The following is a 13,081-nucleotide window of genomic DNA, read 5'->3' on the forward strand; positions in this document are numbered from 1 at the left end:
CGGGGTGGCGTGATTTGTTTTGGTCTAGAGTTGAGGTTCTTGCGGAGGGCTTCACATGCTAAAAGCTGGAGCGAGCACCGAATGGACGTGCGACTTCTACCGATACATCACCGATGGTGAGGCTAGAGAAGCTTTTGCTCTCCTGGTTGGGAGGTTCGCCTGCGCCGATGGCGTCACCTGTGCCCGTAAGGATCAAGGTGAAGTCAGGTCGGTAGGCATTGAGGTCGACGGTGAGTGCTGGTTCGCGCTCATGGTTGCCAGAGCATGGCTGACATTCCAATGGCGACCGCCGGTGACCCGGACAGACCGGTACCGGTCGGCTCATCTGCGATCTCAATTCCCGGACAGTTTCACCGATACAGCGCAGGCCGATCATTGGTCGGTCAGGATCACTTCGCTTGATGACGCCTTGCGGCTGCTGCTGATCCTAGACATCGACACGCCTTGATCTTGCGGCGTTATCGTTGAATAGGGGAAGGCGCTGGCGGGCAGCGCGGAGTCAGACGGCGCGCACCTTGAAGGTCAGCATGGCGGTCGCGTCATCGTTGAAGCACTCGGCCAGTTCCTGATAGGCCCGGTATTTGGCCTGACTGCGGGTCGCTGCCCAGACGCGCTGCACGTAATGGCGGGCATCGCCCAGCATGTACTTCACGTCGTCCCAGTCGTACATGCCGTTGGTGAGTACTTCCCACTGCTTGAGCGGCAGCTTCTCGGCCATTTCGCCGTACTGCATCTCCCAGGTGGGGTGGTAGTTGCGAATGCGCTTCTTCGGGTCGCTGTCGAGGATGACGCCGACGTAGTGGCCACGGTCGGCCATGATGATTCCGGGCTCGCCGTTAGCGATCACCCGGCGCCCGACCTCGGCCGGCACGCCGTAATGGCGGCGAACGTAGTCGCAGTTGTAATTGTTCATTGGTCGGTCCTTGATCAGGCTGCTTTGCGCTGGTTGAGCACACGCTGGCGGGCGGCTTCGTACTCGCTGCTGACTATCTCAACCAGGCCGTCGACATCGCCGTCAGCGGCCTTGCTGCCCAGGTTCAGGTACACGGTATCGCCATAGGTGAAGCACACCCCGCCACTGAGCCAGATGCCGCCGCGCTCGACGCCGATGGCCTCCCACATTTCGTCGCGGTCGATATCGTCCGGGCAATGTGCTTTCCAGAGATCTTCCAGGCGCTGGTGCTCAGCCTTCTCTGCCGCGCGCACCTCTTTGTCCGTGCCCTTGGCATGCTTGGGCGCCCGGCGCAGAGAGCGGTAGCCGTATTCGTCAGGGCGGCACCAATGCACATCCAGCTCGCGGCTGGCGCTGAGCTTGATGCCGCCGACGTAGTTGCGGGAGCCGCTGTACATCGGCGAGGCATCGGCGCCAAAGGCTTGGCCTAGCTTCTCGCGCTGGGCGTTCCAGGCTGCTTTCTTCTCGTCCCAGGCGCGCACGGCGGCCAGGACCTTTGGCGATTCGGTCTTGTAGAAGTAGCTCATGCTGAACTCCAGGCATGCGCCGCCCTCCGTGGCCGGATGCGGCATGGTGGCAATTTGGTTTGGTATGGGGTATTACGGGTGACCGGCAATAGGGCCGGGTACAAGGAGTTTGTTTTGGGCGAGATCTCATTAAATGATGCGCGCGGCTATTTCCGAGACCTCGTCGGGCCCGCATTTGAAGAGTTCTGGCGCGAATATCAGAGAGACGAACCAGTTGATCGCGATCGTTTCATGGTGATTTACCGTCGTCTTCTGACCTGCATGTTCTTCATGAATCACATGACGGACAAGGTTGCGAAAATGCGCGGGTACAAGAGCCCCCTTGATGTTATTGAGGCGGTCAAGGGCGCCGATTGCAAAGCCGGTGAAGCTCTAGAGGTGTGTCGCCTTCTGGTGAACGACGTCAAGCATCCCGCAAAACGTCTGCAGACATACGAGCTTCGCGATCGTGGCAGGGAATATGACCGTCCTGGGCAAAACAAGATGCCCTCCTGGACTTACACAGACAAGATCGGCGGTCTTCACGAGCTTGGGGATACCGCCCAGCGTGTCTGGGCCTACTGGGTTTCGCATAGGCACGAACGGAAGTAGTTCATGCCGCTGGCCTCTCGATCTCGTCCTCCTCGTCGCGGTCTGGATTTGAAAGAATCGACCTCACACTGAGGTCGTAAAAGGCCTGCACCACATCTTCACTAAGTAGGATTTCGTGGCGCACCATCAGGAATTTGTTAAGTTCATCGTCGGGCATGGCGTCCATCTTCAGGATCGCCATCTGAAGCACCTCGTTTATCTGCATGCCTTTGGATCGCTCGCAGATCCGGCCCATCGCCTGATGGATGCCCGGGCGTACCCGGTGCCTCAGCGCCTTCTCATCGAACTTGATGCGCTTCCGCTCAGCGTTGTCATTACGCTGCTGCTGCGTCAGAGCCATCATCGCCTCCATTACGCACAAATCGGGTGCCAGGCCCTATGTCGAGCAGGTCGCATACCCGGTTGATGATCTTGAGCGCCGCGTCGAACACCTTGGCGTCGTCCGGCTCGCGGGATAGGCGCTTCATGTTCGGCTGGTGCTCCAGGCAGACCTTGTCGACCAGGCGCCGGGCCAGCCTGCGCAGGTGGTCGGCGCTGTCGTGCACGCGCAGGCTCAGTGCAAAGGCCAGGGCTACGTCATCAGGCCGGTACTGGCCGCCGCTGCGGGTGTTGTACAGCTTTCGCACCGGCTTGCGCATCGATGCGTCGAAAAGTGGTGCCATGCTCGACCTCCTGCAGGCCGCTTGGGGGAAGGTTGAACTGCTCACGCCGCCTGTGCAGTTGCAGCGATCGGCTGATTCTTCGGTTCATGCGATAACTCCATGTCGCAGTCGTGCCAGCCGCCGAGCCACCAGGCGCTGTCGACCGACATCTCGGGGTGAGGCTGATACGCCCGGCAGCGACCGGCAGCACGAGCGGTCCGGCCTTGGTAATAGGGGAGTGGGTGGATTTTTTCAGGCTTCACTCTTGGCATGGCGTACCCCCGTGCCTTTGCAGTGGAAAGTTGATCCCGAAAGCCGCCAGAATTCGCTCCAGCTTGCGATTTCCGATGCCAAGCTTTGCCGTGGCTCGACAGCGGGACATGCCACAGTCGCGCAGAGCAATGATCTGATCTGCGAGATCCCGGTCTGCCTTTTCTTGGGCGACGGGGTCTTTCACCGGCTTGGGCTGTCGTGGCGGGCTGGCGAACTTGAAGCCTTCGCGTGCCGCCACACCCCATAGCGCGCTCTTGGTTTCTCCGAGGAGTTTCGCGACCTCGCCACAGGTCATGGTCTTGGCGAGTTCGGCAACCTTTTCGGCGCGGGCCCTGGCACGGCTTTTATGCTGGCTTTCTGTCTTGTGCTCAGTTGGCTTGGCCCGCTTGTGCTTGGGCTTTGGATGTTTACGCTCCGGCAGTGGCCGGTAGGTAAAGCCCTCCAGCACAACAAGCTGACCGCCAGATGCGAAGAAGGCCGCTTTGGCGGCCTCCAGGTCGATTGATGGGTTCATGCTCACCTCATGCTGCGATTCCGAGCACGCGATTCATGCGCTCGTCGAGGATTTCGTAGAAGGTTTTCACGCGCTCCGACAGCTTGCGGATCATCGCCTCATCCCGGTAGGCGCGCTTCACGAACAGCGGCATGCCCGGCCAGTAGCAGATGAAGTCGATCCACTCGCGCTCGGACACCCACAAGCCGCCCTGGCACTGGGCGACATGCTCTTTCGGGATCTCGCCGCCCAGGATCACGTCGACCTGCAGCTTCGGCAGCTTGGTCTTGATCTCGGTCAGGCCGTTGTCGCCGACTAGGGCGTCTGGTGAGTAGCCAATGCCATGGTTCAAGATGATCCCCACCTGGTGGGTCTGGACGTCCTCGCGGTCGCAGTACAGGCCCCGGGCGGTGCCTTCCAGTTCGTGGCCGCGCTCGGTATGGCGATTGCCGGTGAAGGGATCAGCTGCCTCACCGGTGATGCGCTCACCGATCAGGGTGTTCATGTAGGTGAAGGCGCCGGCGCCAAAACCTGCCTCGCCCTTGCCGTTCACCAGCAGGCAATCCAGCTCGCTGCAGGTGATGATGCCCAGGCGCAGGTCCAGCCAGGCCTGAGTGCCTTGCTCGACATCACTGATGATCTGCATTTGCGGCCTCCGCGGCCCTGATGGCCTTGTTCAATTGCGCGACCAGGATGTCGTGGCGACCCTTCGGCACGAATTCGGCCGAACCGTATTCGCCAGTGAACCAGTCGCGGGTCTTCTGGGTGCAGCGATCGAGCAGGGCGCTGATGCCGGCCGCCTGCACGCTAGTGACGTTCGCCGTTGGCACGGCTGCGTGGCCGTCGTCGTCCTCACCCCTGGTCGTGAGGTTCAGCAGGGCGCTCATGACGTAGCGCTTGCCGTAGCTGGTGGACGACCCGACCGCCTGGACAGCGTTCTTGCTGCCGCTGGTGTCGAGCGGGAGCAGCATGGTGGTGCTTTCGCGGTGCCCGGCCCTGTGCATCAGGATGCCGGTTACGCTCAAGCCGCCCGGCGTATTCTCGACCTTGAAGGTGATCGCGAACCCGTGGGCCTGCATGATGGGCTTGATGACGTCGTTGATGTCCTCAAAGGTTGCATAGTCGCTGCGCTTCTGGCCATTCACGACGATGGCACCGCGCTCGGCAATGCTTGGAATGTCGCTCTGCATGGCTGCCATGGCAGCGTTGAACTCAGCCTCGGCGTCACGGGCCTGCATGCGCTCGTGCATCGCCATCAGGCGCTCAAGCTTGTCGATGTCGCAGGTGGGGTCGGTGGCTGCCCGGCTGATTACGGCCAGGATGCTGCTGTCGGCCTGGGCGGGCGCGGCCATTTGGCGGCGCTGCTCCGGCACAATGATCGTGCTGCTCATGGTCTGTGCCTCAGTAGGAAATGGCGATGTTCGGGATCTTGCGCTGGGCGATCAAGGTGATCGCCTGTTTGGCGAATTCCTCGGTCATGCCGCCGGCGACGAAGGCCTCCAGTGCGGCGCGGTTGATGCTGGCCCGGTGCGCCTTGTCGCGCTCACGGGCCTCTTGCTGGCGGAGGATCTCGGCGGCAGCGGCATCAGCGCGGCGGCGCTCTTCCTGGCGCGCTTGCTCGGCAGCTTCTTCTTGCCGGCGGGCGGCGGCCTGGCGCTCCTGCTCCATCCGCTGTTCGGTAGCAACTCGATCAGCTTCGGCCTGCTCCCTGGCGCGCTCGGCTTGCTCGGCCTGCAACTTGAGCTGCAGCCGTTGGTTCTCGGCTTCCCGCTCTTGGGCGGCGGCCTGGTCGATCAGCTCTTGCTCGCGGCGGGCGGCGGCTTCACGCTCGGCCTGCTGTGCCTGGGCCACACGCTGGCGCTCTGCCTCGACCGCAGCCTCTTGTGCCAGCCTGATTCGGTCCTGCTCAGCGCGATCTTCTGCCTCTCGGCGCAGGCGGGCCAGTTCGGCTTGCTCGGCCTCGAACTGCTCGCGTTTCTGTAAAGCTGCGCGCAGGGTGGTCAGGACCTTGTCCTTGGCGTTTGCCGCCTCGGCCTCGAATTCCTCCCAGTGAGCCCCCAGCTGCATGCCTTCGGCTTCGGCAATCAGGCCTTTGAGTTGCAGGGAGTTCAGTTCGCCTAGGTCGTCGGCCAGAGTCTTCAGCCAGTTCAGGCGGTCGTTGTGGCGATCGATGCGCGCATCCTCGGCGGCTTCCCACTCGGTCAGCGGCCGACGCGTCTCGTCCCGCAGCGTGTCCATCTTGGTCACGAACTCGCGCAGCTCGGCCTCGACCACCTTCGGCATTTCCTTGAGCCGGCGCAGGTAGTCGCGGCCCGGCTTCTCGACAGCGGTCTTGGACTTGCTCACCTTGGCGGCCAGGCTGGCGATGCGTTCGCGGCCCTTGCGGGTGGTCAGGTCGGGCACTTCGCCTTCGACCTCGGCCTTCACCAGGTCGATGAATTGCTTCAGGCCGCCGGCCACGTAGATGGCTGGAGCGTTCTCTTCGCTGATCTGCTCGATCGTGATCAGTTGCTGTTGTGCGGACATGCGAATCTCCCGCGCCATCCATGCGGTGGGCGCTGATTAAGTGGTTACTGTGTGATGGTGCCGGCCAGGGCGCTCAGGAGGAGCCAGCCGGTGCAGAAGGTGAGGGCGATGAAGCTGCCGCGCCAGGTGGCAATGCGGCGTGCACGCTGGTAACCGGTCATGGGTCGTGTCTACCTGCGCCATTGCACTTGTGGCAGCTGCTCGTAGAGCCGTGATAGGGGCCTGAGAAATGAAGGGTTCCTGACCCTTTGCACGTCGTGCAGGTGACTTTGTTGCGCTCGCGCTCCAGCTGCTTGCGAAGATCACCCAGTTCGCTATCGCGTGGGTCGCCTGCAGGCGTGTGGAATGCCATGCCGACGCTCTCAGCCCAGCCAGTCACATCTTCTGCGATGGCACGGATCTGCTCTGGCGTCGCGGCAACACCGCGCTCTTCAAAGGCCTCCGCAAGCCCTTCGGCGTAGTAGTCGGTCCGTGAGTAGCTCATGCCCGCACCTCATAGGCCAGCGTGCAAATGCCGCAGAGGTAGGCCCGGCCCGACCAGGCCGCAGGGTTCTCGATGTGAGCCAGGCGCGCCTGATTCATGGCGTCCTCCATGGTCAGGCCCTTGAACACCAGCAGGATGCGGTCGTCTGGCACGGCTTGGGTGACCTCGGCCACCTGGTCGTCGATGATCGATGGAAAGATCGGCGTAGTCATGCAACCTCCTTGCGCCCATCAACGATCTTGTTGAGGCGCCCGCAGTAGTGGTTGAACTCTTCGATGGTGATGCGCTGGTCGGCCATCATTTCGGTGAGCTGCTTCTGGATCATCACGGACCAGCTAACCGGGGTGGATGGGTCGGCCAGCGCCTCCAGTTCGTTGTCGAGCAGAACGTGGGGGCTCATTGCGAGTCCTCGGCCTGGGCCAGCACTCCTTCTTTAGCCAAGGGGGTAAGCAGCTGGCGGGCGATCTCTTCCAGCGCCGACTCAGGGTTGGCCACGCTCAGGATCTCGTCGGCTGCCGCTGCCGCATCACTGGTGACTTTGCAGCGCGCCGCCAGAACCAGGCGGCCCAGCACTGAGTTGCTGATGCCATTCAGGCCCAGCTGGCCCATCACGAACTCATCCACCGCCTGGGCGAAGCGCTCATAGGTGACACCCTGCTTCGGGCGCATCCGACGCTGAAACACAACGTCGCGGCGCGCCATCAGCTCAGCGATGCCATCGTCGACCCACAGGCGCTCCGGCACATCGTCCGGATGCTCGCCTGGAAGGCGGTTGTCGTACTCAAACTGTGCTGCTCGAAGTGCGCCCATGGTCGCCTCCTGGTGGTGGGTTACTCGGTGGGATCGGCTGGCAGCGGGTGCCAGTGGGTGGTGATCGGCCTGGCGACTTCGCCGGGACCGTCAGCACAGGTTTCAATGTGCTGGCAGGATTCCTCGGCCTCGTACCACGCGCCGCCTTCGGTATCGCTCGAATCCGCCTGCCAGCAGTCCAGCTCGGCAGCGAAGCAGTTCCAGTTCGGCCACTTGCGCCACACCACGACCACCTGGCCATCAGCTGGTTTGGCGTCTTCGCACTTGATCCAGTCCTTTCCCTGCGACAGGAGCGCAGTTATCGCAACGGCATGGCCTGCCACGGCCTTGTGCTCTGTCACGGCGGTTACGCTCACGACTGTGAGGGATGTGCCGCCTTTGGCAGTCCACGATCCGTCAGGGTTCTGCTTCACATCGATAGGGGCGCTCATGGCTCTTCTCCACGGCGGCGGCGCTCGGTTGCCATTTCCATATCTAAATCATGTCGCTCCTCGCTAATCAGCTCGGCTACGGCATTTTCGATTTGGGCCATGGCCTGCTGCTCGTCAGCTGCGCGGCGAATCATCACGCGCAGCAACTGAATGGCCGCATCAAGGCGTGTTGGGTAGACATGGGCCGAAAAGCCGCTGCCTGAAGGCTCCTGAACCATGACCTGGCCGGAAACGCTCATTCCGCTCATTAGGTGATCCTCAGGACCGCATTGGCCAGGAGCCAGGCGCGGGTGACCAAACCCACCGTTAAAGGTGGCCTGGCGCCTGCCGATGCGGTCGAATTGAAGGGAAAGGGATGCAGAGGCCGGGCGCTATCCCGGCAGCTGGCTTGGCGTGGACCCATCCAGCGGCGCAATTCGTTTACCCCCAGTGCGAGGGAAGGGACGTCCACAGGTGCTTCGGTAACCGCGCCCTGAGCTGGGCGCTTCTCTGCATCGGAGTGTTATCTGGTAGCCGGGCTCACTAGAGCGACCTCCATCCTCCGCGGATGGCGAGCTAAGCCTCGGTCCTCGGTACTAGTCAGGCAGCGTGCACTCCGCCATTCGTTCTCTTGAACCTACGCAACCCCTGGCGCCATCGCGAATGACCGCTTTAGGGTTAACACTGCTCCACCGACTACCAGATAACACTCCGATGCAGCCTGCGATGGGGGGCAGGGCATCGGGCCGTCTTTCCGGCTGTCAGGGAATCAGCCCAGGTGCAGAGCCAGCATGCCGCGATCCATGATGTGCAACTCGTCGGTGCTATTCATGATCTCGCGCAGTTTCTCCACGCCGCCTGTAATGCCGGTTACCGCTGCAACCACTTGCAGCTGACCTCGCTTGTCCGCATTGCGTAGGGCCGAACGAATCCGGTCATCCTGCTTTCTGTCGTTCAGGTTCATCGTCTTGCCCTCCAGGGCGGTTGATTATCTGGTCAGCCACCGAAGACCTTCGCGCATAGCAGACTGCAGATGGTTCCGCAGAGCCGCTTGAAGCAGCTCGTTACCATCGGCCTTGCTGATGGCGTCGCAGATATCGCGACCCTCTTTCGTGTCTGGCTTGAACTTCACTCTCACTATTCGCATAGCTATCTCCAGTGGATTCCCCCTGATGCGCCCCGCTTGAGGCGCACCGGGGAATCGTCTGCTTAAGCGGGCAAGTCACGATCATCGCCGCGGTGGGACATGAACTCGTCGATCTTGTCGAGGCCGATATGCTCCAGCGTGTCGTCGGGGTCGCTGTTGGCCAGAAGCCAAGCGCGAACTTCCTCCTCTCCGATCTGCTGCAAAAGGGTTTCGGCGCCTACCTCGCTCACGATGTCTACTGGGTCGAGATCGTGTAGGCGGTCGTCAAGGTCAAGCTGAGCAGCGACCTCTCGGCCATTGGCCTGAACCGTTACGCTGACTCCGCTGTTGCTGTATGTGCTGTCCACGCTCACGCTGTCTGCTGGGAATGTGATTTCCATTGGTGTCACTCCAGTTGATTTCCAATGCCGGCTCAGTGAACCGGCATCAGTAAATCGTTCTGTCCCATTACCGCCGGGGTGGCGGGGCGCATTGCTTGCCGGGTCTTTCGTGCCTACTGGGCCTAACGGTTCGAGCGTTTCGCTCTCGATCAGCCGTGCAGGGTGTTCCTGCCGTGGGCGGGCTATCTGACCCGTCTGATCGCCGGTCGCCGGTAGAGGCAATGCGGTCTGTTCACCAGTTCCAGAGCTGGCATGGGGATCGAATTTATTGCTCGCGCTGTGCCGTTGCCGGGATCGATCCGCGAGGTTCCCATCAATGTGAAAGAGCGGTGAGGCTTGAGGGCCTCCCGAGGGGCTGTGTAGCGCCTCGATGGGTGTAAATATGTACCAGTGGTTCACAGTCGTCAAGTACCAAAAGTACACATTTTTCTTGCGCGCACAAAAAAGCCCGCGCTAGGCGGGCTTCAGGTGGCAAAACCAAGAGCGTGATCGGCCCAGCTACAAATCAGCTAGGACTTGTGTATTCTCATATGGAATCGGTTTGGTTTTCGGCATGAATATGAGGAATGTGAAATGGTGAACCAGATTCGTGTTTTTTTCAAAAGGACTGACCTGGTTACCCCGGATGACGGCCAGGAATGCCTAATTTTCAACGAATGTGACGGATTCAGAATCGCAGAATGGTACGCGGCTGGAGAATGCTTTATGTGCCACGACGTGGAGGTCAGCGCCCCTCTGGCAGCCCTGTGGATGGAGCTGCCAGCTATGGATGAGAATTTTGGCAATATGATAAATTGCGTTTCGGTTATTCAGCGATGCTGAAGACCTCACGCAGCTCATTGGATATTTTCGAAGTAATAGATAACATAATATCTTTATCTGCGCCCATCACCGAAAAATTTGAAAGATTTTCTTCTCCGTAAAAAACAAGGCCGTCACTCATCAATTGTTCTCCAGATGATATGGCTCTCACCGCCTTGTTAGATGCAAGAGATAAGGATTCGAGCTCTTTATCCGTAAGCACAGAAAAGCTGAAGTCAGAAAGATCGATAAGATTTTTGAGTGGCTCTCTTATCTCAATCCTGACCAGATCCTCTAACGAGTCCTTAAGTATCCTTCCTCCGGATATGCGGCAAACCACCTCTTCCACTGTAGGTCTTCGCTTGTCATAGTCCTTGCTAGAGGTCTTTGTTATCTCGTAATGGATGGACGCTTCTCGTTTGCTCATCCTCCGGGTACGGAACACCTCTCTTTGGCCTGCCTTTGCGAGCGAAGTGGCCTCAAGAAGCTGAGATCTCACGCCCTCGTACAGGTACGATCTGAATCTCTTGAACGTCACCGCTGCAAGCTCAAGCATCCTTATGCGCGATTCGATCTTATCGAAAGATGATCTTATATCTGCAAGAGCATTCGCATTGTCGAAAGCTTTTCTCTTAGACTTGTACTCCTTCTTGACCCGATCAAAGTCTAGGTCTAGATGTTTTTTTCCACACCTGTTGCCGATATTTGTATAAATTCCATCTGACGTCTTTATCAGGTACCCAAACTGATGCTTGGTTGCGCATGCCTTAATTCCACATGGATACTCATCTTCCTTCGAAAACTCGTATCCATCGAGCATCTCGACAACCCTTCTTCCTGAGCTTTCAGAGAAATCGACCTTCGGGCTATATCCTGGCACCTTTAAAAGGTCGCCAGGCTTTCTTATGCTTCCATACTTATGATTGATATTTCCGGTCATTGGGCTTTGTTAACTCCTTGCACTGAGGCCTCAAATCGCGTCTGGTATGCAGCCCTATGGCTTCCGTTCAATCCTTCCCACCTTCACCTCATCCCCATACCCCACCAACCGATCCTCCCCAGCCTGCATAACCTGGCAGATCCTGATCACTGCCTGGGCGTCTACCTCATTTCCGGCTTCGCTCAGGCGTACCGCAATCCGCATCAGCTCGACCGCTGACCATTTCAGGTCAGAGGCCAGGCCCTGAAGGTCGCGGTGGAGTTCTTGGTTGGGCTTGGTTAGGGGCATGGCTACGCCTTCTTCACATCGCCTGAAAACCGGTCGGAGATCTTCTCTGCACCGCCAAGCTTCTCGACGATCTCGGCCCATGGCTCCCTTCGGCACTCTTGTTGGATGGACTCGCAACGCTCATCGGGATCATCAATGCTTTCGGCTAGCTGTCGGACCGAGGGCAGGAACCGGTGAAAGTCGCTTCCGTATGTCGGCACAGGGCCTATCTCAGACGCCATTTTCGAGAAGGGCATCATGCGGTCAGAAAGCTCTGTTTGCGGCACCCATATTCCCTGCCATTCCTCGCTGACGAAGATCGGAGGCGGCGCAGATCGATCCCAATAGGTCTCGCCATGGCGCTCAAGGACGCAATACGGCGTCCGAAGCTGCATGGTCGCGACAAACATGAAGTTTGTGACGAAGTCGCCAGGCCATGACTGGTCGGCAGCTTTGTATTCCATGGGCTAGAGGACTCCGCCACGCCAAATTACGCGACCCAGGATTCGGTGCTCATGGATCTCCCCGTCCGGAACCTTGAGGTCTGCATAGAGTGCTTTGTCTGGGTTATCGCTCCGAACTATCCATCCCTCCAGGTCGGAGAAGATCAGGCGTTTGACGATGGCACCCTTGTTCTCGCTGAAGAGCGCGAACACCTGGCCGTCCACAGGATCGATGCGCGACTCATCAATCAGCAAAACGTCGCGGTCACTTATGGTTGGCTCCATGCTTGACCCCTGCGCGTAAATTACCTTCAGGTTCTTCGGGTTAAGCGCCATGAACCGGATCCACTCGCGCTTGAATGCGAGCGTCCCCCTAACCTCGACGTGGTCATTGGATTGACCTGACCCCGCCGAAACGAGGGCGGTGTACTGCTTGATGTGGACGTACGCGTCTTCTTCGTCATCTTCAGTAGGGAAGGCGGGAATGTCGGCGGGCTGTGACGCCAATGGCTTCGGGACTTCATGATCGCCATCCCGCATTCCACCGCGCCCGTATTCCAGCCACTCGACCCGTACCTTGAGCGCGGATGCCAGGGCAAGCATCTTGGCCCCGCCTGGCATCGACTCTCCGTTTAGCCACTTGCTGCTGGCCTTGGGTGTGACCCCTGCCAGTTTCGCAAGGCGAGCGCCGCCGCCCCACGAAGGAATGTCGTTGGCAAGCAGGGCTTCTCTCAAGCGCGCCGCAAAGGCCGCTCGTATTTCTTCTATCTGAACCATAGGTTCAATATCGCACGCGCTTGCATGTACTTTCAGTTCCGACATAATATGTACTGACAGTTCATATTTCGTTTGGAGGCCCCATGCAGGAGCTCAAGAAGGCAATCGATGACGCAGGTGGCGTGACCGCCGTTGCGCTCGCTTGCGGGAAAACGCCGCGCGCCGTCTACAAGTGGCTCACCGCTGGCTGCCTCCCGCGCACCGAATACACCGGCGAAACAACTTACGCCGAAAAGATCGCAGCCCTGGCAAAGGCCAACGGAAAGCCGCTCAAGGCTCAGCGCCTTCTGGCTGCCACTGCGCCAACCAAGACCGCCGCCTAACCCATTTCAACCGCAAGGAGCAGTACCCGTATGGCCTATCACGACCAAAGTCACCTGAAAGACCGGGAGATTAAGTCGCGCTACGACGAGGAGACCTATGAGGCGCTTAAGGCCGTAGCTCGGTTGCACAAGCTTCAGCTGGCTGTCTTCGTGCGTATGTGCGTGGAGGAAAAACTGGAAAGCATCATCGAGAGCGATGTTAACGACAAAAGCCAGACGGCCTGAAGGCCCGGAAGGAGGCCTACGTGCCCGAAACCACGATCTGCCACGGGATCGATGGACGCCTCTACGAAAAG

The 13,081-nt window shown here is 59.5% G+C and carries 24 protein-coding genes; 4 read left to right on the plus strand and 20 right to left on the minus strand.

Features of this window, described 5'->3' with window-relative positions:
* Positions 1-55 precede the first annotated feature (55 nt).
* On the plus strand, positions 56-448 hold the full coding sequence (locus HU764_RS08380) for a hypothetical protein (protein WP_186703279.1): 393 nt from the start codon (positions 56-58) through the stop codon (positions 446-448).
* 51 nt (positions 449-499) lie between these two features.
* On the opposite strand, the gene HU764_RS08385 is transcribed toward HU764_RS08380, so the two are convergent.
* Both HU764_RS08385 and HU764_RS08390 read right to left on the minus strand, forming a co-directional pair.
* The gene (locus HU764_RS08385; protein WP_186703278.1) at positions 500-913 is read right to left on the minus strand and encodes a hypothetical protein; all 414 of its coding nucleotides are present in this window, start codon (positions 911-913) and stop codon (positions 500-502) included.
* 14 nt (positions 914-927) lie between these two features.
* Positions 928-1,479: a hypothetical protein gene (locus HU764_RS08390; RefSeq protein WP_186703277.1), complete on the minus strand. Its 552-nt coding sequence runs from the start codon at positions 1,477-1,479 to the stop codon at positions 928-930.
* Between the two features lie 114 nt (positions 1,480-1,593).
* Here HU764_RS08390 and HU764_RS08395 point away from each other — a divergent pair, with 114 nt between their 5' ends.
* The gene (locus HU764_RS08395; RefSeq protein WP_186703276.1) at positions 1,594-2,070 is read left to right on the plus strand and encodes a hypothetical protein; all 477 of its coding nucleotides are present in this window, start codon (positions 1,594-1,596) and stop codon (positions 2,068-2,070) included.
* A gap of 1 nt (position 2,071) precedes the next feature.
* On the opposite strand, the gene HU764_RS08400 is transcribed toward HU764_RS08395, so the two are convergent.
* The 18 genes from HU764_RS08400 to HU764_RS08480 form a co-directional block, all read right to left on the minus strand.
* Positions 2,072-2,410 (minus strand): hypothetical protein, encoded by a 339-nt coding sequence (locus HU764_RS08400; protein ID WP_186703275.1) that lies wholly within the window; start codon positions 2,408-2,410, stop codon positions 2,072-2,074.
* Positions 2,385-2,732 carry a DUF7740 domain-containing protein gene (locus tag HU764_RS08405; protein WP_186703274.1) on the minus strand — a complete coding sequence of 116 codons (348 nt, stop codon included), beginning with the start codon at positions 2,730-2,732 and terminating at the stop codon, positions 2,385-2,387. Before HU764_RS08405 ends, HU764_RS08400 begins: the two co-directional genes overlap by 26 nt.
* Before the next feature lie 238 nt (positions 2,733-2,970).
* Positions 2,971-3,498, minus strand: a complete 528-nt coding sequence (locus HU764_RS08410) for a hypothetical protein (RefSeq protein WP_186703273.1) — start codon at positions 3,496-3,498, stop codon at positions 2,971-2,973.
* A gap of 7 nt (positions 3,499-3,505) precedes the next feature.
* Positions 3,506-4,123: a lambda exonuclease family protein gene (locus HU764_RS08415; protein WP_061302626.1), complete on the minus strand. Its 618-nt coding sequence runs from the start codon at positions 4,121-4,123 to the stop codon at positions 3,506-3,508.
* Positions 4,107-4,868: an ERF family protein gene (locus HU764_RS08420; protein WP_186703272.1), complete on the minus strand. Its 762-nt coding sequence runs from the start codon at positions 4,866-4,868 to the stop codon at positions 4,107-4,109. The genes HU764_RS08415 and HU764_RS08420 overlap by 17 nt, the downstream gene beginning before the upstream one ends.
* A 10-nt stretch (positions 4,869-4,878) precedes the next feature.
* The gene (locus HU764_RS08425; protein ID WP_186703271.1) at positions 4,879-6,003 is read right to left on the minus strand and encodes a hypothetical protein; all 1,125 of its coding nucleotides are present in this window, start codon (positions 6,001-6,003) and stop codon (positions 4,879-4,881) included.
* Between the two features lie 157 nt (positions 6,004-6,160).
* Positions 6,161-6,487 carry a J domain-containing protein gene (locus HU764_RS08430; RefSeq protein WP_186703270.1) on the minus strand — a complete coding sequence of 109 codons (327 nt, stop codon included), beginning with the start codon at positions 6,485-6,487 and terminating at the stop codon, positions 6,161-6,163.
* Positions 6,484-6,699, minus strand: coding sequence for a hypothetical protein (locus tag HU764_RS08435; protein ID WP_186703269.1), 216 nt, complete (start codon positions 6,697-6,699; stop codon positions 6,484-6,486). Before HU764_RS08435 ends, HU764_RS08430 begins: the two co-directional genes overlap by 4 nt.
* A complete protein-coding gene (locus tag HU764_RS08440; RefSeq protein ID WP_186703268.1) occupies positions 6,696-6,887 on the minus strand; it encodes a hypothetical protein in 192 nt (63 codons plus the stop codon). The genes HU764_RS08435 and HU764_RS08440 overlap by 4 nt, the downstream gene beginning before the upstream one ends.
* Positions 6,884-7,297 carry a hypothetical protein gene (locus HU764_RS08445; RefSeq protein ID WP_186703267.1) on the minus strand — a complete coding sequence of 138 codons (414 nt, stop codon included), beginning with the start codon at positions 7,295-7,297 and terminating at the stop codon, positions 6,884-6,886. Before HU764_RS08445 ends, HU764_RS08440 begins: the two co-directional genes overlap by 4 nt.
* Before the next feature lie 20 nt (positions 7,298-7,317).
* Complete coding sequence (locus HU764_RS08450; RefSeq protein ID WP_186703266.1) at positions 7,318-7,728, minus strand: DUF551 domain-containing protein; 411 nt, start codon at positions 7,726-7,728, stop codon at positions 7,318-7,320.
* Positions 7,725-7,976 carry a hypothetical protein gene (locus HU764_RS08455; protein ID WP_225935625.1) on the minus strand — a complete coding sequence of 84 codons (252 nt, stop codon included), beginning with the start codon at positions 7,974-7,976 and terminating at the stop codon, positions 7,725-7,727. The genes HU764_RS08450 and HU764_RS08455 overlap by 4 nt, the downstream gene beginning before the upstream one ends.
* 500 nt (positions 7,977-8,476) lie before the next feature.
* A complete protein-coding gene (locus HU764_RS08460; protein WP_186703265.1) occupies positions 8,477-8,671 on the minus strand; it encodes a hypothetical protein in 195 nt (64 codons plus the stop codon).
* A 245-nt stretch (positions 8,672-8,916) separates the two neighbouring features.
* The gene (locus tag HU764_RS08465; protein ID WP_186703264.1) at positions 8,917-9,234 is read right to left on the minus strand and encodes a hypothetical protein; all 318 of its coding nucleotides are present in this window, start codon (positions 9,232-9,234) and stop codon (positions 8,917-8,919) included.
* An 805-nt stretch (positions 9,235-10,039) separates the two neighbouring features.
* The gene (locus HU764_RS08470) at positions 10,040-10,975 is read right to left on the minus strand and encodes a hypothetical protein (RefSeq protein ID WP_186703263.1); all 936 of its coding nucleotides are present in this window, start codon (positions 10,973-10,975) and stop codon (positions 10,040-10,042) included.
* 54 nt (positions 10,976-11,029) lie between these two features.
* Positions 11,030-11,263: a hypothetical protein gene (locus HU764_RS27600; protein WP_225935626.1), complete on the minus strand. Its 234-nt coding sequence runs from the start codon at positions 11,261-11,263 to the stop codon at positions 11,030-11,032.
* 2 nt (positions 11,264-11,265) lie between these two features.
* The gene (locus HU764_RS08475; RefSeq protein WP_186703262.1) at positions 11,266-11,706 is read right to left on the minus strand and encodes a hypothetical protein; all 441 of its coding nucleotides are present in this window, start codon (positions 11,704-11,706) and stop codon (positions 11,266-11,268) included.
* A gap of 3 nt (positions 11,707-11,709) precedes the next feature.
* Positions 11,710-12,507, minus strand: a complete 798-nt coding sequence (locus tag HU764_RS08480) for an XRE family transcriptional regulator (protein WP_338109064.1) — start codon at positions 12,505-12,507, stop codon at positions 11,710-11,712.
* Between the two features lie 38 nt (positions 12,508-12,545).
* On the opposite strand from HU764_RS08480, the gene HU764_RS08485 reads away from it, so the two are divergent.
* On the plus strand, positions 12,546-12,785 hold the full coding sequence (locus HU764_RS08485; RefSeq protein ID WP_100633219.1) for a carph-isopro domain-containing protein: 240 nt from the start codon (positions 12,546-12,548) through the stop codon (positions 12,783-12,785).
* A gap of 30 nt (positions 12,786-12,815) precedes the next feature.
* Positions 12,816-13,010 carry a hypothetical protein gene (locus tag HU764_RS08490; protein WP_016487783.1) on the plus strand — a complete coding sequence of 65 codons (195 nt, stop codon included), beginning with the start codon at positions 12,816-12,818 and terminating at the stop codon, positions 13,008-13,010.
* Positions 13,011-13,081: the final 71 nt, after the last annotated feature.

It is taken from the genome of Pseudomonas kermanshahensis, from assembly GCF_014269205.2.
In the GTDB taxonomy this organism is placed as follows: domain Bacteria; phylum Pseudomonadota; class Gammaproteobacteria; order Pseudomonadales; family Pseudomonadaceae; genus Aquipseudomonas; species Aquipseudomonas kermanshahensis.